General features: G+C 60.8%; 19 protein-coding genes. 7 read left to right on the top strand and 12 right to left on the bottom strand.

All coding sequences use genetic code 11. The features are described 5' to 3' along the window. Nucleotides 1-15: 15 nt before the first annotated feature. From NKJ17_RS23255 to NKJ17_RS23230, 6 genes are all read right to left on the bottom strand, one after another. Nucleotides 16-1266: an NAD(P)/FAD-dependent oxidoreductase gene (locus NKJ17_RS23255; protein WP_502899792.1), complete on the bottom strand. Its 1251-nt coding sequence runs from the start codon at nt 1264-1266 to the stop codon at nt 16-18. A gap of 102 nt (nt 1267-1368) precedes the next feature. Further along, a complete protein-coding gene (locus NKJ17_RS23250; RefSeq protein WP_352507767.1) occupies nt 1369-2247 on the bottom strand; it encodes an ABC transporter permease in 879 nt (292 codons plus the stop codon). A gap of 32 nt (nt 2248-2279) precedes the next feature. Continuing rightward, nucleotides 2280-3230, bottom strand: a complete 951-nt coding sequence (locus NKJ17_RS23245) for an ABC transporter permease (RefSeq protein ID WP_352507726.1) — start codon at nt 3228-3230, stop codon at nt 2280-2282. A gap of 82 nt (nt 3231-3312) precedes the next feature. Next, a complete protein-coding gene (locus tag NKJ17_RS23240; protein WP_352507725.1) occupies nt 3313-4983 on the bottom strand; it encodes a peptide ABC transporter substrate-binding protein in 1671 nt (556 codons plus the stop codon). 23 nt (nt 4984-5006) lie between these two features. Then, nucleotides 5007-6671, bottom strand: coding sequence for an ABC transporter ATP-binding protein (locus tag NKJ17_RS23235; protein ID WP_352690100.1), 1665 nt, complete (start codon nt 6669-6671; stop codon nt 5007-5009). Between the two features lie 432 nt (nt 6672-7103). Continuing rightward, nucleotides 7104-7292, bottom strand: coding sequence for a hypothetical protein (locus NKJ17_RS23230; RefSeq protein ID WP_352507723.1), 189 nt, complete (start codon nt 7290-7292; stop codon nt 7104-7106). A gap of 157 nt (nt 7293-7449) precedes the next feature. Between NKJ17_RS23230 and NKJ17_RS23225 the strand changes: the two genes are divergently transcribed. The 6 genes from NKJ17_RS23225 to NKJ17_RS23200 all read left to right on the top strand — a co-directional run bounded on the left by NKJ17_RS23225 (nt 7450) and on the right by NKJ17_RS23200 (nt 11812). Next, nucleotides 7450-8775, top strand: a complete 1326-nt coding sequence (locus NKJ17_RS23225; RefSeq protein ID WP_352507722.1) for an NAD(P)/FAD-dependent oxidoreductase — start codon at nt 7450-7452, stop codon at nt 8773-8775. An 82-nt stretch (nt 8776-8857) separates the two neighbouring features. Continuing rightward, a complete protein-coding gene (locus tag NKJ17_RS23220; RefSeq protein ID WP_352507721.1) occupies nt 8858-9931 on the top strand; it encodes a tartrate dehydrogenase in 1074 nt (357 codons plus the stop codon). A gap of 10 nt (nt 9932-9941) precedes the next feature. After that, the gene (locus tag NKJ17_RS23215; RefSeq protein WP_023718597.1) at nt 9942-10418 is read left to right on the top strand and encodes an Lrp/AsnC family transcriptional regulator; all 477 of its coding nucleotides are present in this window, start codon (nt 9942-9944) and stop codon (nt 10416-10418) included. Nucleotides 10419-10649: 231 nt separating this feature from the next. Beyond that, complete coding sequence (locus NKJ17_RS23210) at nt 10650-10970, top strand: nucleotidyltransferase domain-containing protein (protein ID WP_352507720.1); 321 nt, start codon at nt 10650-10652, stop codon at nt 10968-10970. Nucleotides 10971-11072: 102 nt separating this feature from the next. Then, complete coding sequence (locus NKJ17_RS23205; protein ID WP_352507718.1) at nt 11073-11423, top strand: ribonuclease toxin HepT-like protein; 351 nt, start codon at nt 11073-11075, stop codon at nt 11421-11423. A gap of 62 nt (nt 11424-11485) precedes the next feature. After that, complete coding sequence (locus NKJ17_RS23200) at nt 11486-11812, top strand: HVO_A0114 family putative DNA-binding protein (protein ID WP_352507717.1); 327 nt, start codon at nt 11486-11488, stop codon at nt 11810-11812. 193 nt (nt 11813-12005) lie between these two features. Here the strand turns inward: NKJ17_RS23200 and NKJ17_RS23195 are convergent, their stop codons facing one another. Beyond that, a complete protein-coding gene (locus NKJ17_RS23195) occupies nt 12006-13382 on the bottom strand; it encodes an aspartate aminotransferase family protein (protein ID WP_352507715.1) in 1377 nt (458 codons plus the stop codon). A 428-nt stretch (nt 13383-13810) separates the two neighbouring features. On the opposite strand from NKJ17_RS23195, the gene NKJ17_RS23190 reads away from it, so the two are divergent. Beyond that, nucleotides 13811-14500, top strand: coding sequence for a haloacid dehalogenase type II (locus NKJ17_RS23190; RefSeq protein WP_352507713.1), 690 nt, complete (start codon nt 13811-13813; stop codon nt 14498-14500). Nucleotides 14501-14632: 132 nt separating this feature from the next. Here NKJ17_RS23190 and NKJ17_RS23185 read toward each other — a convergent pair whose 3' ends face one another. The 5 genes from NKJ17_RS23185 to argE form a co-directional block, all read right to left on the bottom strand. Next, nucleotides 14633-16108: an NAD-dependent succinate-semialdehyde dehydrogenase gene (locus tag NKJ17_RS23185; RefSeq protein WP_352690097.1), complete on the bottom strand. Its 1476-nt coding sequence runs from the start codon at nt 16106-16108 to the stop codon at nt 14633-14635. Between the two features lie 18 nt (nt 16109-16126). After that, a complete protein-coding gene (locus NKJ17_RS23180; RefSeq protein ID WP_352690095.1) occupies nt 16127-17170 on the bottom strand; it encodes a tartrate dehydrogenase in 1044 nt (347 codons plus the stop codon). Nucleotides 17171-17342: 172 nt separating this feature from the next. After that, complete coding sequence (locus NKJ17_RS23175; protein WP_352507708.1) at nt 17343-17699, bottom strand: cupin domain-containing protein; 357 nt, start codon at nt 17697-17699, stop codon at nt 17343-17345. A 14-nt stretch (nt 17700-17713) separates the two neighbouring features. Next, nucleotides 17714-18637 carry a 2-hydroxyacid dehydrogenase gene (locus tag NKJ17_RS23170; RefSeq protein WP_352690093.1) on the bottom strand — a complete coding sequence of 308 codons (924 nt, stop codon included), beginning with the start codon at nt 18635-18637 and terminating at the stop codon, nt 17714-17716. Between the two features lie 16 nt (nt 18638-18653). Further along, nucleotides 18654-19778 carry an acetylornithine deacetylase gene (argE, locus tag NKJ17_RS23165; RefSeq protein WP_352507705.1) on the bottom strand — a complete coding sequence of 375 codons (1125 nt, stop codon included), beginning with the start codon at nt 19776-19778 and terminating at the stop codon, nt 18654-18656. Nucleotides 19779-19921 lie beyond the last annotated feature (143 nt).

Raw genomic sequence — 19921 nt, 5'->3', positions numbered from 1 at the left:
GCCCGATGTCGGCGACTAGCGTCTGGCGCGCCAGAAGGCGAGACGGTCCTGCAACCGATAGCCCTGGATAATCGCCGGCATGAACCACGGATTGCCACGATAGAGCGGGACGGCCGAAGGCGGTCGAAAGTCGAACGCAGTGCGCGACTGCTCGCCATGCCCCATCAACTTGTGGGCCGCACGCATGCCAATCCATGGCGCCCAGACCACGCCCGAACCGCAGAAGCCAGTTGCATAGACCACGCCGTCCTTCTCGAAGATGCGGGGCAGCATGTCTCGGTTCATCGCCACATTGCCGAACCAGCAATGCGAAAGGCGCACGTTCTCCAACTCCGGGAAAAGGTTCACCAGGCCCTTGCGAAGGAGAAGTTTCGGCGCCGCCGGATCGCCGAAGCGGGAACTGTCACGGCCCCCCAGCAGGATACGTTTTCCGTCGGGCGAGGGACGATAATAGAAACCGAGTTGCCGGTTCTCGGTGACCGTCATCAGCTTCGGCATCAGTTGCGCCATGACATCGGGCGCAAGTTCCTCGGTGACGATGATCCGGCTGCGGACCGGAACCAGGCGGCGGCGCAGGAAGGGAGCAGCGCCGTCGGTATAGCCGTTGGTACAGACCAGAACCTGCCGTGCGTCCACCGTCCCCGCCGAAGTCGCGACGCGGAACCCCGAACCGTTCCTCTCCATCGACTTGACCACTGTATGCGAATGGACCGTCAACCCGGATGCGAGCGCCACCCGAAGGAGCTCAGCATGGAATTTTGCGGGGTGCAGCCCGCCAATGTCCATCCGAACGGTTCCGCCGCGGTAGAAGTCGGTGCCGATATAACTTCGCTGCTCGGCATGCGGAACCGCGTAGGACTCGATCCCCAGTTTCTTCGCCAGCGTCTCGGCGCCGCGCGCCATCTTCTCATACTGTTCATATCCGAAAGCGCCCTTGAATTGGCCAACCAGTCGGAAGTCGCAGTCGAGCCCTTCGGTCTTGATGAAGTCGTAGAGGAATTCGCGTGCGACCTTTCCCTCGGCCTCGATCGCCATGGCTTTCTCTTCCCCGAAGCGCCGGGTGATCGTAGCATAGTCGGGCCGGATGCTCGCGCTCGTAATCCCGCCGTTGCGGGTGGAAGCACCCTCGCCCGGATTCATTGCGTCAAAAGCTGCGACCGAGCGTCCTTCGCGCACCAGCACAAGCCCGGCCGAAAGACCGGCATAACCGGCGCCGACGATTGCCACGTCAAGCTTCTTTGCGAGGGGCTGCCGCGGCAGCGGCATGACGGGCGCTGCTTCCCACCAGTAGGGTGTGTTCTTGTCGGCGATATGAGGCTCTTGCACGGGGCTGACTTCTCGCTGGGGTGATCTACGGTCGGTGAAACTTCAGATGTGGTCGTCTCGGACGTCGAGCGCATCACGCAGCCCGTCACCGATGAAGTTGAAACTGGTTACCGCGATCGTGATTGCAGCTCCGGGAATGATTGCCAGCCAGGGTGCGCTGCCCAGATATTGCTGGGCGCCGTTGAGCATGTTGCCCCAGCTGGGCAGTGGCGGCTGGATCCCGTAGCCGAGGAAACTGATGTAGGCTTCCATGAGAATGGCGCGCGCGACCGTCAAGGTGGAAGCAACGATAATCGGCCCCATGGCGTTGGGCAGTATCTCGCGGAACATGATGTGGGTGCCACTCAATCCCACCATTCGCCCGGCCAGGACGAACTCGCGTTCTCGTAACGAGCGGACTTCCGCTTCGACTATGCGGGCAACCTCCATCCAACTGGTGAGGGCGATAATGACGGTGATCATCACAGGACTGGGCTTCAGTGCGGCAGCCAGCGCCAGCAGCAGAAAGATCGATGGGAATGACAGGAAACCATCGACCGTGCGCATCAGCATGGCCCCGACCCAGCCGCCGCGATAGCCGGCAATTACGCCGACCAGCGTGCCGATGAGCGTCGACAAAACCATGGCAAAGAAACCCACCAGCAGCGAGATTCGTCCCGCCATCAAAAGCCTTGCCGCCACGTCGCGGCCAAGCGGATCGGTACCTAGAAAGTGGTAGTCCGTCAGCGGAGGGGCAAAGCGGGCCCGCAGATCGATGTACAGTGAGTCATAAGGCAGGAGATGGGGGCCGAGGACGCAAGCAAGGCTCAGGAAGATGATCATCGCCAACCCAAGCAGCGCCAAGCGATGCCGCATGAAACGAAGTGCCGCACGGTTGTTTCTCCATCGGCTTGGAGCTGCATTTGCGGTGAGAGCGGTCATATCGGCTGTCTCCTGTCGGGGAAGTTGCGCGCTCAAGCCAGGCGAATGCGCGGATCGACAATAGCGACGACAATGTCGGCGATCAGGTTTCCAAGCAGAACGAGGATGGCGGAGAACATCAGTAGCCCCATCACAACCGGATAGTCGCTGTAACCAAGGCTATCGAGGAACAACCGTCCCATTCCTGGCCAGGTAAAGACGGTTTCGGTCACGAGTGCGCCAGTGAGGACGCTGGGAAGCTGCATCCCGGCCAAGGTAATCATCGGCAAAAGTGCGTTGCCGACGACATGCTTCATCAGAATCCGGCGTTCACTCAAGCCTTTGGCCCGGGCCGTCTTGACGAAATCCTGGCTAATGGCGTCGAGAGTCGCCGTCCGCATGTAGCGGCTCCAGATCGCGACATGGACCAGCGACAGCACGATACTTGGCAGGATCAGATGGTGGAGATAGCCCAGGATCGAGGCATCGCCGATCTCGGACATATTGCCCGCGGGCAGCCAGCCCAGCTTCAGGGAAAAGACGTAGATGCCGACGAGTCCGAACCAGAAGGTGGGGACCGACAACGCGACCATGGCGCCGACAGTTGCAAGATAGTCGAACAGCGAGTAGCGGCGCGTGGCGCCGCGGATTCCGATCCAGGCGCCAATGGAGATTGCAATCACGGTTGAGGAACCCATCAGCAGCAGCGTGGCAAAGAGATGGCTGCCGATGACCTCCAAGACCGGCGCTCCGTCGCGGAAGGAGTGGCCCCAGTCGCCCCGCACCAGCCGCCATGCCCAGTCCAGATATTGGATCCATATAGGGCGATCGAGGCCCAGCAGCCCCTTGAGACGCTCGATATCCTGCTGGGTCATTCCGGGATCAAGCCCGAATTGGGCTAGCGGGCCGCCGGGAAGGAGATTCAGAATGCCGAAGCCGATGATCGAAACGATCACAAGCAGCACCAGGCTCTGCAAGAGGCGATTGAGCAGGAAGCCGCGCATTCGAGTCCCTCCATTGTGGGTTGATGATTTTAGTCTGTTGCCGCCGCCGCGGCGGAATCGGGCTGGGCGGCGGCAACTGCGTCTAGGCCTTCCACTTCCAGGCCGCGGCATTCCACGACGCGGTGCGGGTGTTGGCGTTGGGCTCGAAGCCGTCCAGCCCCTTCTTGCGCCCGAGGACGATTGTGTACGCGAACAGCGGCAGGAAGGGCAGATCGTGGCGCACGACTTCCTGCACACGATTATAGATCGCGCGCCGTTCTTCCGGATCGAAGCTGCGAGCACCCTTTTCGAGCAGGGCATCGACCTCAGGATTGGAATATTGCCCGGTGTTCGAACCGTGTCCGCCTTGAGCGGCGATTGCCTTCGTATGGAGCCGGTTTGTGGCGTCGGGGTCGGCGGCAATCAGATAGGTGACGCCCACCATGGCGGTGTCGAATTGCGATTTCAGCCAGAACTCGCCCCACATGACTGCAGCCGGCAAATTCGAGATGGTCATCTCGACGCCTATCTCGGCAAACGTCTGCTGCAGGAACTGCTGCGTCTGCTCGCGCAGGTTGTTGCCGGAAGTTGTCGAGTTGGAGAAGGACAGTCGCACCCCATCCTTGGCCCGGATTCCATCCGGCCCCGGCACCCACCCGGCCTCATCAAGGATTTGGCGCGCCCGGTCCAGATTGAATTCCTGAACCGGCAGGTTCGGGTCATAGTAGTAGGACTCCTTCGGCATGAAGGTCTCGGTGAGGGTACCCACCCCGTAATAGATCGTGTCGACAATCGCCTTCCTGTCCAACGCGGCGTAGAGCGCCTGGCGCACTGCCAGGTCCTTGAACTGCGGGCGGCCCAAATTGAGGTAGATCGACTCCAGGGATGCCCCTGTCTCCAGTGTCACTACGCGGTCTGGTAGTTCGCGGGCTTCAGTATAATGGTCGGCGGTGATGAACGACTGATCGACAAGGTCCACGTCGCCGCTCTTGAACTGAGTGTAGAGCACGGTCATGTCGGGGATGTATTTGAAGATGAGCTGCTCGACATAGGGACCTTCGCCGGCGTACTCAGGATTGGCGACGAGCTCGATATGATCGCCCGCAACACGCTGGCCCCATTTGAATGCTCCGGTGCCGACCGGCGCCTGGTTGAACGCGGCTGTATTCGGATCGGCTTCTTTCCCCAGAATGTGCTTGGGCACGATGAAGGTTTCGGCCAAGAACGAAAGATAGGGCGCGAAGGCCTCCTTCATCCGCCATGTGATCTCGGTGGGCGAAACCACTGTGATGTCCTGCACGAGCGAATGGCCGCTCGTGCGCCAAGCCCGAAACTTCGGGTTCGTGATGAGCTCAAGGGTGAATTTCACGTCTTCGGCCGTGAAGGGCTCACCGTCGTGCCAGCGGGCATTGTCACGCAACCGGATGCGCCAGTTGAGACCGTCCTCCGAAATGCCGCCGTTCTTCTGGCTTGGCACCTCGGCCGCGAGGTTTGGATGTAGGCCACCTTGGGGATCCATGCGGACCAGCGCGTCGAAAACCGAGAAATGGATCGCGTCATCGACTTCGATATGCGCCATCAGCGGATTGAACACGGTCGGCTCTTGGGAGAGGCCGACGACGACGCGCCCGGCCGGCCCTGCCGGAGGGGTCTTGGCGAAGGCGGGCTTGCCCAACAGATTGGGCGCGATGAGGCCTGCAGCCCCACCTATCGCCATCAGTCGCAGCGCTTCGCGCCTCGAGTAGTTGGACGTAGTCGATGAATTTTTGGTCATGGTAGTTCCTCTCTTGTTATTTCTTATGCGTTTGCTGCTACTGGACGGGCATTGCCCGGCCGCTCTCCTGGAATCGCCGCTACCAGTTGGCGCGTGTAGGCTGCTTGCGGGTTCAGGAATATTTGCGAGGGCGGTCCGCGCTCGACGATCCGGCCCTTCTGCATCACTGCGATTTCGTCGCAGATCTGGCTGGCGACGCGCAGGTCGTGCGTGATGAAGACCATCGACACGCCCGTCTCGCGCTGGATCTGGTCCAGAAGCTGCAGGATCTGTGCCTGGATCGACACGTCGAGTGCGGAGACCGCCTCGTCGGCAATCAACAGCTTCGGCTTGAACATCAGCGCACGAGCGATGCCGATGCGCTGGCGTTGCCCACCCGAGAACTCGTGCGGGTAGCGGCCAAAAGCGCCGGCATCGAGACCGACATGGGCCAGAAGCGCACGCGCTTCATCGCGCGCTTGGACATAAGGCATCCCGTGCGCCAGCGGGCCTACCGTCATGATGTGACCGACCGTCGAGCGTGGGTTCAGAGAAGCGAAGGGATCCTGGAAGATCATCTGGATCCGCGGTCGAAGCGGGCGGAACTTCGCTTCGGAAAGCTTGGCTATGTCACAGCCTTGAAACAAGATCTCGCCGCCGTCATTGTCCAGCAGCTTGATCAGCAGCCGGCCCAGCGACGATTTCCCCGAACCGCTCTCGCCTACGACCCCAAGCGTGCGGCCGGGCGCCAGTTCGAACGAAACCTCGTTGACCGCTGTCACAGTCCGTTGCGCGCCGAACAGCGCGCTGCCACCGCGATAGGTCTTCACCAGACCCTCAACCTTCAGGATCGGCTCCTTGCTGGCAGCGTCCGGACGGGGGCGATCTTCGCCGGTCAAATGCGGTACGGCTGCGATCAGGCGCTGGGTATAAGGGTGCTTGGGCGACTTCAACACCTGCTCGGCGCTGCCTTGTTCGACGACATGGCCCTTTTCCATCACCACGACGCTGTCGGCGATCTCGGCCACCACGCCGAAATCGTGGGTGATGAACATCACGCTCATGCCCTTGCGCCGCTGAATGTCACGGATCAGTTGCAGGATCTGAGCCTGGGTGGTGACGTCGAGCGCGGTGGTCGGCTCATCGGCAATCAGCACCGTCGGCTCAAGCGCCAAGGCCATGGCGATCATGACGCGCTGCCGCTGCCCGCCCGAAAGCCGGAACGGGTACTGGTAATACATGAGTTCGGGATCTGGCAGGCCTACTTCAGTGAGCAGTTCGATTGCGCGGTTGCGACAGGTTTGTGGCGTGCCGAAGCCGTGCGCTGCCATGACCTCGTCAATCTGCGCGCCCACCGTCATCAGGGGATTGAGCGCCGAGAGCGGGTCCTGAAAGATCATCGACACGACCCGTCCACGCAGGTTGCGCAGCTTGTCTGGCGACATGCCGACGATGTTCATCCCTTCCAGCTGGATGACACCCGATGAGAGCCGGATCACCTTCGGCAGAAGCCCCATGATCGCGTTCGCCGTCACCGACTTACCCGATCCGGACTCGCCTATGATGCAAAGGATCTGGCCGCATTTCAGATCGAAGGAAATATCCTTGACAGCATGGGTCCGTTCCATGCCTTGCGGCAAATTCACTGTGAGGTCGCGCACCGAAAGCGCCACATCGTGGGGGGCTACAGCCTGGATGCTTGCGATCATCGAGATCACCTCCCCTTTCAACCGAGCGCGTCCACCCTGTTGCGGACCGCTTCATCGCCCTTTGAGCAGAAGCGCCTCACCCTAGCGGCCGTAGTCCGGCGTTCTCGGCGCTTCGCGCGCTGAGGCTGCGAGAGACGGGTTCTGCTCATCCTGGCGGCTCCCTTATGAAATCCGATCCGTGTACCGGACTCTGTTCCCTTTTTCTTGGAGAACTCTCCGAAGGAGCAAGCCTTGCCTGTCGAATGTCCTCTGGAGCCTGCCTGCCAAAAGGAAGGGTTGCTCCGTTCTTGCAGCCAGTCTGACTGTTCTGTTTCCGCAGAGTCTTCGAAACTTGGCCCTCGCGCGGCAGGAACTTCTGAAAAGAACATCCAGTTCGGCATTTCACTCTGTTCCCGTTTCGGCGCGGAAACCGGGATCAGGCAACCATATCCTTTATTCGGCAATACGTGGCCATGAGGGATAGGACCAAAGATTTCCGGTGTACATCGACACCATTTGCGGGCCATGGCGCCCAAACGGATTGGTGACCGTGCGGCCCATCGCAATGTCGGCCAAGGCGCTGCCGATCAAGGTCGACGACTGCGCCGTATGCCGCCCATGCCGCAGATGACGCGACTGCATGAAATGTACTCCAGCTTGCCCACGCAGCGAGCTCTTAGCGCAATAATTGCCTGTCCTGGGGGCTGCTAAACGCAGGAAATTCCGTCCAGGCACAAACTCCGCAGTCTGCCTCTGCGGGCGGCAGGTTAGGATGGTTCAAATTACCGGAGTCCCATCCATGCCCGCGCCGCTCATGCACATCGACTGCAGCCCTTCCCTCCCTCGCGAGGCGGACGTCGTCGTCATCGGCGGCGGGGTGGTGGGCGTGTTCAGCGCTTACTATCTGGCGCGCCGCGGCCTCAAGGTCGCCCTGGTCGAGAAGGGGCGTATCGCGGCCGAGCAGTCCAGCCGCAACTGGGGTTGGTGCCGCCAGCAGAACCGCGATGCGCGTGAGCTGCCGATGGCGACCAAGAGCCTCGACCTCTGGGAGAAGGTAGCACAGGAGACCGGCCAAGACACCGGCTTTCGCCGCTGCGGGCTCCTCTATCTCTCACAAGACGAAAATGAGCTGGCAGGCTGGGCGAAGTGGCGCGATTTTGCGAGAACGGTCGGCGTCACCACGCACATGCTGAGCGCGGAAGAAGCCACCGAACGGGGCAGAGCGACGCGCCGCAAATGGAAAGGTGGCGTGTTCTCGCCAACCGACGGAACGGCGGACCCTTCCAAGGCAGTGCCGGTTGCAGCGCGCGGCATCATGGCGGCGGGAGGCACCGTACATCAGCACTGCGCGGCGCGCGGGCTGGAATTGAGCGCCGGCCGGGTGAGCGCTGTCGTGACCGAAGCGGGTAGCATCCGGACAAAGACCGTGGTCATGGCCGGGGGCGCGTGGGCGTCTTCCTTCTGCAACCAGCTCGGTGTGCGTTTTCCGCAAGCTGCCGTGCGTCAGTCCATTCTGGCCGTGGCGCCAGGCGCAAACGGTCTGCCAGATGCCCTGCATACCGCTCGCATCTCTCTGACGCGGCGCAGCAACGGTGGATACACGCTGGCGATCAGCGGGCGGGCGCGTGTCGATCCAACGCCGCAACAGTTCAGGTTCAGCCGTGAGTTTGTACCTATGTTCGCCCGCCGCTGGCGCAATCTCGCCCCGGGCGCCTTCGAGGGCTGGCGTCAGGGCCACGAAAGCCTGCGCAAATGGACCCTCGACGACATCACGCCAATGGAACGGAACCGGATTCTCGACCCGAAGCCCGACATGGGGCAGATTCGGCTGACATATCGGAGAGCCTGCGAATTGATCCCCGAACTCCAACGGGTGGCGATCTCCGATGTGTGGGCGGGTTATATCGACAGTACACCCGACGGCATTCCCGCAGTCGGCGAAGTGGAGGGGATTCCGGGCTTCATCCTGGCGGCGGGATTCAGCGGTCACGGCTTCGGGATTGGCCCCGGTGCGGGGCATATGATCGCCGACATCATCGCAGGCAGCGAGCCTATTGTCGATCCGCGTCCTTATAGGCCCGAGCGTCTGAAGACCGCTGCGTGGGGCAAGGTCGCTGAATTCTGAGAAGACCGTCTTGCCAAGGTACAATCGGTCGCACACGAGATTGAGGCACCATGCGGCCAGCACCAAAAACAGGGAACTGACGATGCGCGAATATGAGATTGCCGCCATTCCTGCCGACGGGATCGGGCCAGAGGTCATTGCCGCAGGTCTCCAGGCGCTTGAGGCGCTGCAGCAACGCTGCGGCGACTTCAAGCTGCGCGTCCAGCACTTCGACTGGGGCTCGGATTACTACAAGGCCCATGGTCGGATGATGCCCGAAGATGGCGTGGCGCAACTGAAGCGCTTCGACGCCATCTTCTTTGGCGCGGTAGGCGCTCCCGACTTGCCCGACAATATCACGCTCTGGGGCCTCCGGCTGCCGATTTGCCAAGGCTTTGATCAATACGCGAACGTGCGGCCAACAAGAATATTGCCCGGGATTGTTTCGCCTCTGGCGGGTGTTGGCCCTGGCGATCTGGATTGGGTGATCGTGCGGGAGAATTCCGAGGGCGAGTATTCGGGCCACGGCGGCCGCGCCCATCGCGGCCTCCCCGAGGAGGTCGGAACCGAGGTCGCGATCTTCACGCGCGTCGGCGTCACCCGCATCATGCGCTATGCATTCCGGCTGGCGCAGTCACGGCCGCGAAAGCTCCTGACCGTGGTTACGAAATCCAACGCTCAGCGTCACGGGATGGTAATGTGGGACGAAATCGCAGCCGAGGTGGCGCAAGAGTTCCCTGACGTCGCGTGGGACAAGATGCTAGTCGATGCTATGACAGTGCGTATGACGTTGAAACCTCGGAGCCTCGATACGATCGTCGCCACCAATCTTCACGCCGACATATTGTCGGACCTTGCAGGCGCGCTCGCGGGCAGTCTCGGCGTTGCACCGACCGCCAACATTGATCCCGAGCGTCGCTATCCCTCGATGTTCGAGCCAATTCACGGCTCGGCATTCGACATCGCCGGCAAGGGTATTGCCAACCCGGTCGCCACCTTCTGGACCGCTGCCCAGATGCTCGAACATCTGGGCGAGAGCGCAGCGGCCGTGCGGTTGATGAGCGCTGTGGAAACGGTGACGAGTGAAGGCGTGCTGACGCCGGACGTGGGAGGGACAGCGACCACGCAGGAAGTGACGGACGCCGTCTGCCGAGCGATCCGCGGTTCGAACATGTGACAGGTTTCCAATGAAGCTCGACAAGATCGACATCAAGATCTTATCCCAACTGCAAAAGAACGGGCGAGTCACGAATGTCGAGCTTGCCGACCTTGTCAACCTTTCGCCGAGCCCTTGCCTGATGCGGGTGAAGAAGCTTCAGGCGGAAGGCTTCATCACCGGCTATTCCGCCCAGATCGATGTGTCCAAGCTCGGACAGACTCTAACCATCTTCACCGAAGTCACGCTCAAGCACCATCAACAGAACGACTTCGCGAGATTTCTCACCGCAATTCAGAAAGTCGATTCGGTCATCGAATGCCATCTGGTTTCAGGCGGATACGACTATCTTGTGAAGTTTGTCACAGCAGGCATCAGCGAGTACCAGACGATTATGGAGCGCATGATCGAATTGGATATCGGAATCGACAAATATTTCAGCTTCGTCGTGCTGAAGTCACCGATCGTGAAATCCCATTTGCCTCTCGACATCATTTTCGACAAATGAGAATGCAGCTCCGGCTCGGTCCTCAAGCAGCGGGCGCTCGTGCCAAGCTCCATCTTGTTGCGCGCGGCATTTGTCGAATGACGATGTCCGTTTCGGGGGAGGCCGTCATTGCCACCCTGTCGTCAAATGGCGTGAATATGAATCATGTATAGGCAGGTAGCGCGCACAGCTTGCGGAGTTGCGACAATCTCCCCTCGGGTCACAGTTGGAGCAAAGGCAACAGGCGAAAAGATGAACAAGATTGACACTTTGATCCACCGAAGAGCTGACGATCGCCGGATGACTGCGCAAGCCTGTGTATCGCGTATTCTCCGGAACGCCAAAGCCCGCGGCGTCGATATCTCTGTTGTCGGATCCCTCGCGAAAAACCGTTTCCGCGTCCACTCTGACGTAGATCTGCTGGTGCACGGACGCACTGATCCCGCGCGCCGGGCCATGGTGGAGCGCTTGGTCGCAGACCAGCTTCGGGGAACGAACATTCCTTATGACCTGATCTTTGCCTCAGACGTTTCGTCCGAACGAGTGCAGGAATTGCTTAATGGCAGCGTTTAAGCATCCGGCGTTCGCAAAACTGTCGCCAAAAATCGACCGCTGCGAAGGAACTGCAGCAAGCGAGGAATATCTGGCGAATCGGAGTGAGCTGTCACTCGGCAAATGGGGCGCGATCGCAGCAGTTCGCTGGGAGTCCACAATGTCTACAACAGCATCGAGGACATCCTGCTCAGCCTCTCCAACGACATAGACGGCCTCGTTCTCCAAGGGCCTACGATGCACCAGGACGTGCTCGATCAGATGTCGGCGGAAATTGCAGGCATCCGGCCGGCTGTGCTCGACCCCGAGCTTTATCAGTCCTTGAGTGAGTTAAACGGATTCCGTCACCTGGTGAGGCATCGGTACGGTTTTGACCTGAAAACCGACAAGGTGCAGGAAAGCCTCGACAGGGTAAAAGAGGCATTTCCGTCTTTCCTCGAGGCCATTGTTCACCTGGAAAGCACTCTTACTTAGGAAAACACGCACGACAGTGATGGCGGCGGCGACGGCTCAGGGGGCCGGGTGGTCCCTGAACAATGGCTCAGTCGTGTGCGCCGGAAGAGATTCTGCGGGCGTTGACCCCTGAGAATTGTCGGCTGGTGGCGCTGATCCATCGGTATCGACCGCAAAGCATCACGGAGCTGTGCAGGTTGGCGGCGCGTCCGCAGCCGAACGTATCCCGCTCCTTGGCGGCCCTTGAGCGGGCGGGAATTGTCTCAATGGCGGGCTCCAGGCCGAAGAGACCCGAACTCGCCGTGCAACGAGTCACGATCGACCTCGCTGAGCTTCAGAATGGCCGATGCGAGGACGACGATTCGTGGAGACAAATCGCCCGACCATCATCTTTGCTGCGCGATGGGTGACAGGGGCAAAAGTCGATCAGTGGGTGCGCCGCTGACCAGGTTTGGCAAGTGGCGGACGTGAAGCCTCGGTGACGCCGAGCCAAGCGTTCGTACAGCGGAGAAAGAAGCGTCTGGGCTGATACTTAGGCCGGGACACATGCGAAAGACCCGGGCGGCGTGAGTTTAGCCCTGGTCAATGCAATGCGCCCGCTGATCATGCCTTCATCGCTGCCCGCACATCCTTATCTTCGAGGGTTTGGTCCAGCGTCATCCGCGTGCGTTCGAGGATTCCATCAATATCGTCCTCGGTGCAGCAGAGCGGCGGCGCAAAGCCGAGGATGCCGCTGTTGAAGGCGCGGATGACAAGGCCGTTCGCCCACGCGCGCTCGAAGATGCGGCGCCCCGGATCGGCCGCCGCCGGCAGCGGTGTCTTGCGTGCCTTGTCGGTGACCAACTCGATTGCTGCCAGCATGCCGCGACCGCGAACGTCGCCAACCAGCGGGTGGTCGGCGAGCGAGCGAAGGCCTTCCATCAACCGCTTCCCCACCTTCCGCCCATTCTCGAGCAGGCCATCTTCATAGAGACGCAGACATTCGAGCCCGACCGCCGCGCTCACGGGATGGGCCGAATAGGTATAGCCATGGCCGACAGCCGCTTTGCCGGCTCCGTCCGCGATCGTATTGTACACATGGTCCGACATGAAGACGGCGCCCATCGGCACGTAGCCCGAGGTCAGTCCCTTCGCCGTGGTCATGAAATCCGGCACGACCTCGTCTTCCTCACAGGCGAAGAGAGGGCCTGTGCGGCCAAACGCAGTGATAACTTCGTCGGCAATGAACAGAATGTCGTTTTCCTTGCACACGGCGTGCAGAGCCTTCAGCCAACCTGTCGGTGGAACGAGGACACCGCCCGAACCCTGGATTGGTTCGGCGTAGAAGGCCGCAACGCGGCCCGCGCCGAGTTCTGCAATTTTGGCCCGCAGGGCCGCGACCGATGCGCCGATGATCGCCTGCGGATCGGAACCGACTGGATTGCGATAGGCGTAGTGGGAGGGAATCTTGTGCTGCCAGTCGTAAGGCACGCCGAAACCTGCGTGAAAAGCCGGGATCGCGGTCAGACCTGACCCTGCCGTCGAGGATCCATGGTAGCCGTGCTCCACCGAGATGAACTGGTCCTTTTGCGGCGTACCCTTGGCATGGTAGTAATAGCGAATGAAGCGGATCGTACTGTCGACTGCGTCGGAGCCGCCAAGCGTGAAATAGACATGGTTCAAATCGCCGGGCGCCAACTCGGCAAGCCTGGCAGCAAGGCGAATGGCAGGCTCGGATCCGAGCCCGAAATATCCCGTCGCATAGGGAAGTTCTCTTAGCTGCTTTGCCGCTGCTTCAATGACGCTTTCCTGGCCATATCCGATATTTACACACCATAGGCCGGCGAATCCGTCCAGCAGGGTTTTCCCGCTTGCATCGGTCACGGTTGCGCCTTTGGCGGATTTGAGCACCCGCACGCCCGTCTTCTCGTGGCTCCGATAGCATGAAAACGGGTGAACCAGATGTGCGCGATCGAGTTCGATCAGTGAGTTTGCCAGCATTTGCTTCCTCCGATTCAGCGTAGGGCCTGACTTACGAGAGCGTAAGTCCGGTGTGGTGCGGTTTCGTCCTTCAGCTCGTTTTCCAGCGTGATCTGCTGCGCGGTCACGGATCATTTCGGGCCTGAATTCGCCTAGGCCGAAGATAGGCCGCCGCGGACAGCAGTTCCTCCCGACCAGAACCTGAGCGATGGGCGTTTTGACTTTCCTTTGCCGCTGGCACCGCATCTTATGCCAGCACGGCTGAGAGATCGCGCTCCCGCCGAAGCTCGAAAACGAACTCAGGCGCAACTCCCTGCCAAAGCTCTCACGCAATACAAAACAATCTGCTTCAGGGCGCTCGAATGCGGCGACTAGTCTTCTGCGGTCCTCATTATGATCCTTGCTGTTAAAGGCACGCGGTGCCGACACGATTGGAAGGATCGACGCCCATGACCCAGTTCAGACCGAAATACATCACCTTCGACTGCTATGGTACGCTGACCAACTTCGACATGGCCGGTGCGGCGAGACGCGTATACGGCGCGCAGCTCTCCCCAACTGGGATGACGCAGTTCATCAAGGATTTCTCGGCCTATCGCCTCGACGAGGTTCTTGGCGCCTGGAAGCCGTACAGCGAGGTCGTGCACAATTCCGTGGAACGGACCTGCAAGCGCAACGGCGTCGCATTCCGGCCCGAAGATGCCCAGCGCATCTATGCGGAAGTGCCGACATGGGGTCCGCACCCGGATGTCCCGGCGGGCCTGGCCAAGGTCGCCAAGGAGATTCCGCTGGTGATCCTGTCGAACTCCATGAAGAGCCTGATCATGTCGAATGTGGAGAAGCTCGGCGCACCCTTTCACATGGTCATCACGGCCGAGGAGACCGGCGCCTACAAGCCCCAGATGAAGGGCTTCGAATATATGTTCGACAAGCTCGGCTGCGGCCCAGAGGACATTACACATGTGTCGTCTTCATTCCGCTACGATCTCATGACGGCCTATGATCTTGGCATCAAGAGCAAGGTCTGGGTGAACCGCGGCCATGAGCCTGCGAACCCCTTCTACGAATATACCGAAATCAAGGATATCGGCGGTCTGGCCGGCGCCGTCGGACTGGAGCCCGTTCGGGAGTTCGCCTGAACATTTTTTTGCTGGCGCAGTCGCACCAGACGAGGCGCTTGGTCGCGAAAAGAAAGGGGCGGTTTTCACCGCCCCTTTCTTGTGGTTCCAATGCTTTAGGGCTGCAAGTGTTTCCACCTGCGTGCAAGATAACTAGTTAAGCCCGCCAACATGAAGCGCCTTGACCTCGAGATATTCCTCGATGCCGAGCTGCGATCCTTCGCGCCCCACTCCCGATTGCTTGACACCGCCGAAAGGCGCAACCTCGGTCGAGATCATGCCTGTGTTGAGCCCGACCATACCGAACTCGAGCGCCTCGGCAACACGCCATGAGCGCTTGAGGTTGTCGGTGTAGAAGTAGGCGGCAAGGCCGAACGGCGTACCGTTCGCAATGGCGATGGCCTCTTCCTCCGTCTCGAAGCGAAAAAGCGGCGCCACTGGACCGAACGTCTCTTCCGATGCCAGGAGCATCCCCGTAGTAGCTTCTCCCAGCACGACGGGCCGTGCATATTGCTTACCCTCCGGCATCGTCTCGCTTTGGGCTATGATCTGCGCACCTTTCGCCTGAGCATCGGCGATGTGACGCTCGATCTTGTCGATCGCGGCTGCGTTGATCATCGGGCCGATCTCAGTGCCCTCATCTGTCCCTGCGCCAACCTTCATCCGCGTGACGCGCCGGCTCAGCTTTTCGGCGAAGGCGTCGTAAACGCCTTCCTGCACAAGAATCCGGTTCGCGCAGACGCAGGTTTGACCGCCATTGCGGAACTTGGATGCGATCACCCCTTCAACTGCCTTATCCAGATCGGCGTCGTCAAAGACGATAAAGGGTGCGTTGCCGCCAAGCTCCAGGCTCAGCCGCTTGATGCTATCGGACGCGCCACGCATGAGCAGCGCACCGACGCGGGTCGAACCGGTGAACGAGATCTTGCGCACCGTCTGATTGGCCATCAGTTCGTTGCCGATTTCGACGGGCATGCCGGTCACAATGTTGATCACGCCTGCAGGAATACCTGCCCGTTCCGCCAGAACGGCGAGCGCCAGCGCCGAGAATGGCGTAAATTCCGACGGCTTGATGACAACCGTACAACCTGCGGCCAGCGCCGGTGCTACTTTGCGTGCGATCATTGCGTTGGGGAAATTCCACGGCGTGATGATGGCGCAGACGCCGACGGGTTCTTTCAGCACCAGAATGCGGCGATCGGCCGTGGGTGAGGGAATGGTCGAACCACCGATCCGGCGCGCTTCTTCGGAGAACCATTTCACAAAAGATGCGCCATAGCGGATTTCTGCCAACGCCTCGGCAAGCGGCTTGCCCTGTTCCAGCGTCAGCAGGAGCGCGAGATCCTGTTCGTGCTGGCGGATGAGGTCGTGCCAGCGCTCCAGAAATCCTGCACGCTCGGCATGCGTCCTTTTCTTCCAGCCCTTGAAGGCCTCGGCCGCGGCAGCGATTGCCGCTCTCGTCTCGTTCTCCCCCATTGCGGGAACGGTGCCGAGAACACTTTGGCTGGCAGGGGCAATGACATCGACCGCGCCCTTCGTTTCCGCATCCCGCCAGACACCGCCAATCAGCACCTGCTGGCGAAAAAGGTCGGAGTCGTTGAACATGCCAATCTTCGTCATCGCATTCATGGTCTTTCCTCTGCCCTTTCAGCTTAATCCCACCAGCACGGCCTGCATGATCGTTTCAGTCCTGTCCTTGCCTGCGATCGTGCCAATCCCCCGCGCGGTTGCGGACTCGATTGCCGACATTACTTCCGCCGCAGCGTGCCCCTCGCCCAGATGCTCGAGCATCATGGCACCGGACCAGATCGCGGCGATCGGATTGGCGACGCCGAGATGCGCGATGTCGGGCGCCGAACCATGGACCGGCTCGAACATGGAAGGCGCGCTGCGATCGGGATTGATATTGGCGGAGGCGGCGTAACCCAGCCCTCCCTGAATGGCCGCTCCAATATCCGTGAGGGTGTCGCCGAAAAGGTTCGATGCGACGATTACGTCGAGGCTTTCCGGCGCCAGGACCATCCGGGCGGCAATGGCGTCGATGTGGTAGTGCGAGACCTCCACATCAGCATAGTCTTTCGCCACCTCGCGCGTGACCTCATCCCAGAAAACCATGGAGTGTTTCTGCGCGTTGGATTTGGTGACAGATGCGAGCTTCTTGCGACGCGCCCGCGCCTGTTCGAAACCGAAACGGATGATCCGTTCGACACCCGCACGCGTGAAGATCGCAGTCTCAACCGCGACCTCATCGGCCGTGCCGGAATGAACGCGCCCACCGGCGCCGGAATATTCGCCTTCCGTATTCTCGCGGATGCACAGGATATCGAAACCATCGGAGCGGAGGGGCCCCTGAACGCCCGGCAACAGCCGGTGCGGTCGTATGTTGGCGTACTGCGTGAAGCCTTTCCGGATCGGCAGGAGCAGTCCGTGAAGCGATACTGAGTCGGGCACTTCCGCGGACCAGCCCACAGCGCCGAGATAGATCGCATCGAATTTTCGGAGTGTATCGATGCCGTCTGACGGCATCATTGCACCGGTCTCCAGGTAGTAGGCGCACGACCACGGGAATCTTGTGTCATCAAGGACGAAACCGCCCTGCTTAGCCGCCGCCTGCAGCACCTGCCATGCCGCCTGCGTCACGTCCTTGCCGATGCCGTCGCCGGGGATCAGCGCTATCTTGTAGGTCTTCATGGATGGAGGTCCTCATTCGCACTGGCGTCACTGGAAACAGTAGTCGACCGCCCGCCGCATTTTCCGTCGAGGTTGAGCCCTCCGACGGCGTCGAATCGCGTCAGGCGGAACCTGGAAAGCCGATTGTTCTGGAACCGCCGCGCGCTATTCGGCCAGACCTTGAGCACTGAACTCAGTCATCAACGCAGACGTAGATCTTGCGCACGGTCTCGATCGTGCGCCAGACGCCGACGAAACCGGGTTTCATCACGAAACTGTCGCCGGCGCGGTAGGTCTTGGTCTCACCGCCCTTCTCCTCGATTTCGACGAGACCCGAAATGATATGGCAGAACTCGTAGATAGTGCCCTTGATCGAATGCGTCTCGCCGGGCGTCGCCTCCCAGACGCCGGTCAGAACCTTCTCACCTTTCGAGGCATCCTGCGCCCAGGTCTTGAAGGATGGATTGCCGGAAATGAGCCGCTCCGGAGCCGGTAATGCCTCCTTCGGCGCAAAGTCTGGAACTGTGTCGATCGTGATCAGAAGTGACATGTGATGTTTCCTTGTTAGTAGCCGAGTGTCCGATCGACGAGGCCGATCAGTTCTTCTCCGGCGCGGTGGCGCCGAATGTTGTCGACGACGGATTGTGCCGCCGTATGCGGTTGCGTCACCGAGGCGATGTGCGGCGTTATCATCACCTTCGGATGCGACCACAGCGGATGGTTTTCCGGGAGCGGTTCTGGATCGGTGACATCAAGCATCGCCGCAGATACGTGACCGGTGTGGAGCGCGTCGATCAGCGCGGTCTGGTCCAGTTGCGGACCCCTGCCGACATGCAGCAGCTGCGCCCCGGCGGGCAGTAAGTCGAAGAACTCCGCATCGAGCATGCCGTGCGTTTGTTCCGTGAGCGGGAGCAGGCAGACGAGAATATCCGTTTGCTTCAGAAAGCCCGCGAGTTGGTCCGTGCCGTGAAAGCAGGCGACGTCCTCGATCCGCTTTTCGCTGCGGCTCCACCCGGCAAGCTGAAACTCGAACGGCTTCAAGCGCTCGATAGCCGCGCGGGCCAGCATGCCAAGGCCGAGAAAGCCAACCCGGCGTTCGGCCGCCTGTCGAGCGGCAATCGGTTTCCACAAGCACTTTTTCTGCTGCTCAAGATAGGCGGGCATCTCGCGGTGGAGCGCCAACACGCCGAGCGCGACGTATTCTTGCATCATGCGTATGATGCCGTCCTCGACCATGCGCACAAGCTTCACATGGCTTGGCACTCCGTCCTGCTTGAACTGGTCGACGCCCGCGCCGATGGAAAACAGCACTTCCAGATTGCGGTAGCGCGAGATCTCGTCCGGCACCGTCCAGGTGATGAGATAGCGCACCTTCTCCGGCTCCATCTCGTCTCCGGAATGGAAGAATACCAGATCCGGGAGCTCGCGCGCGAATATCTCGCGGAAGACCGCAGCACGCGCCGCATCGGAATTGAAAAGAAACGCCATGGCGACCGCCCTTCCTTCAGGCCGCAAGACGCGCGCCGAGCCCCTCGATCATCTTCCGGCAAGCGGCGAGTTCACCGATCTCGATATACTCATTGGGACGATGGGCACGGCCGATGTCGCCAGGACCGCAAATGATCGCGTCGATGCCGGCCTGCTGGTAAAGCCCGGCCTCCGTGCCGAAGCTGACGGCTGTGAGCGGCTCCTGCCCCGTCAGCTCGGTCAGAACGGCCGCTAGCGCGCTCCCGTTCGCGGGCGCGAGGGCGGGATAGGTGCTCAACTCGTGCCACACCACATCGAAGCCGCTGTCTCGCAGGGCGAAAAGCCGGGTCTTGACAGGCTCAAGCAGGGAGGCTGGAGAAACGCCGGGCACGGCGCGCACCTCGATATCGGCTGTGCATTGGCCAGGGATGATGTTGACCGCCTGTCCACCGGCGATGACGCCCACCTGCAAGGAAGAATATGGGGGCTCGAAATTTTTATCGAGCGGCCCGTCGGCGAGGGACTGGCCGTAGACCACGGCGTATGTGATGACGCTGGCCATGGCGTGCACAGCATTGAGTCCGAGATCGGGGCGTGAGGAATGGCCGGATCGCCCCATCACCTCGAGCCGCGCGGCGGCCTTCCCCTTGTGCGCGCGCACAGGCTGCATCCGGCTCGGCTCGCCGACAATGGCGCCAAGCGGCCTCTCGCATAAGCTCGGCAACGCGGCCAGGAGATGCGGCACACCACGGCACCCCGCCTCTTCGTCATAGGAGAATGCGAGATGAACTGGCTGCCGCAGGTTCATCGCAGCAAGTCCTGGGAGCGCGGCCAATGTGCAGGCGAGGAAGCCCTTCATGTCGGTGGTGCCGCGGCCGTATAGCCTGCCGCCCTCTCCGCGCAGGACGAACGGGTCCGAGCTCCATTCCGGCTCGCCGGCCGGCACGACATCCATATGTCCGGAGATGATGTAGCCCCGACCCTGGCGCGGGCCGATCGTCACGAAGAGGTTGGACCGGTCGCCCTCGGGACCTGGCAGAACCGTCACCTCGGCTCCGGCTGCCTGACAGTAGTCGCGGATCCAATCGACGATCGCGCGGTTTGGCGTGCCCACAACAGAGGGAAATCCAATCAGCGTCGCGAGGATTTCTTCCACGTTCATGGCGGTCCGCTCTAATCGCACATTATCACCGGGTGCAACCAGCGTATCCGCAGGCAGCAGAGTTCGCTGCCGAATTGCGTCATGCTTTGGCCGAAGATTGCGAAAAAGCACCTCGAACCAGCGAAACCTGCTGGCTTTCCCGT

The organism is Mesorhizobium sp. M0208 (assembly GCF_040322015.1).
GTDB lineage: Bacteria > Pseudomonadota > Alphaproteobacteria > Rhizobiales > Rhizobiaceae > Mesorhizobium.
This window is presented reverse-complemented; position numbering and strand designations above follow the sequence as displayed.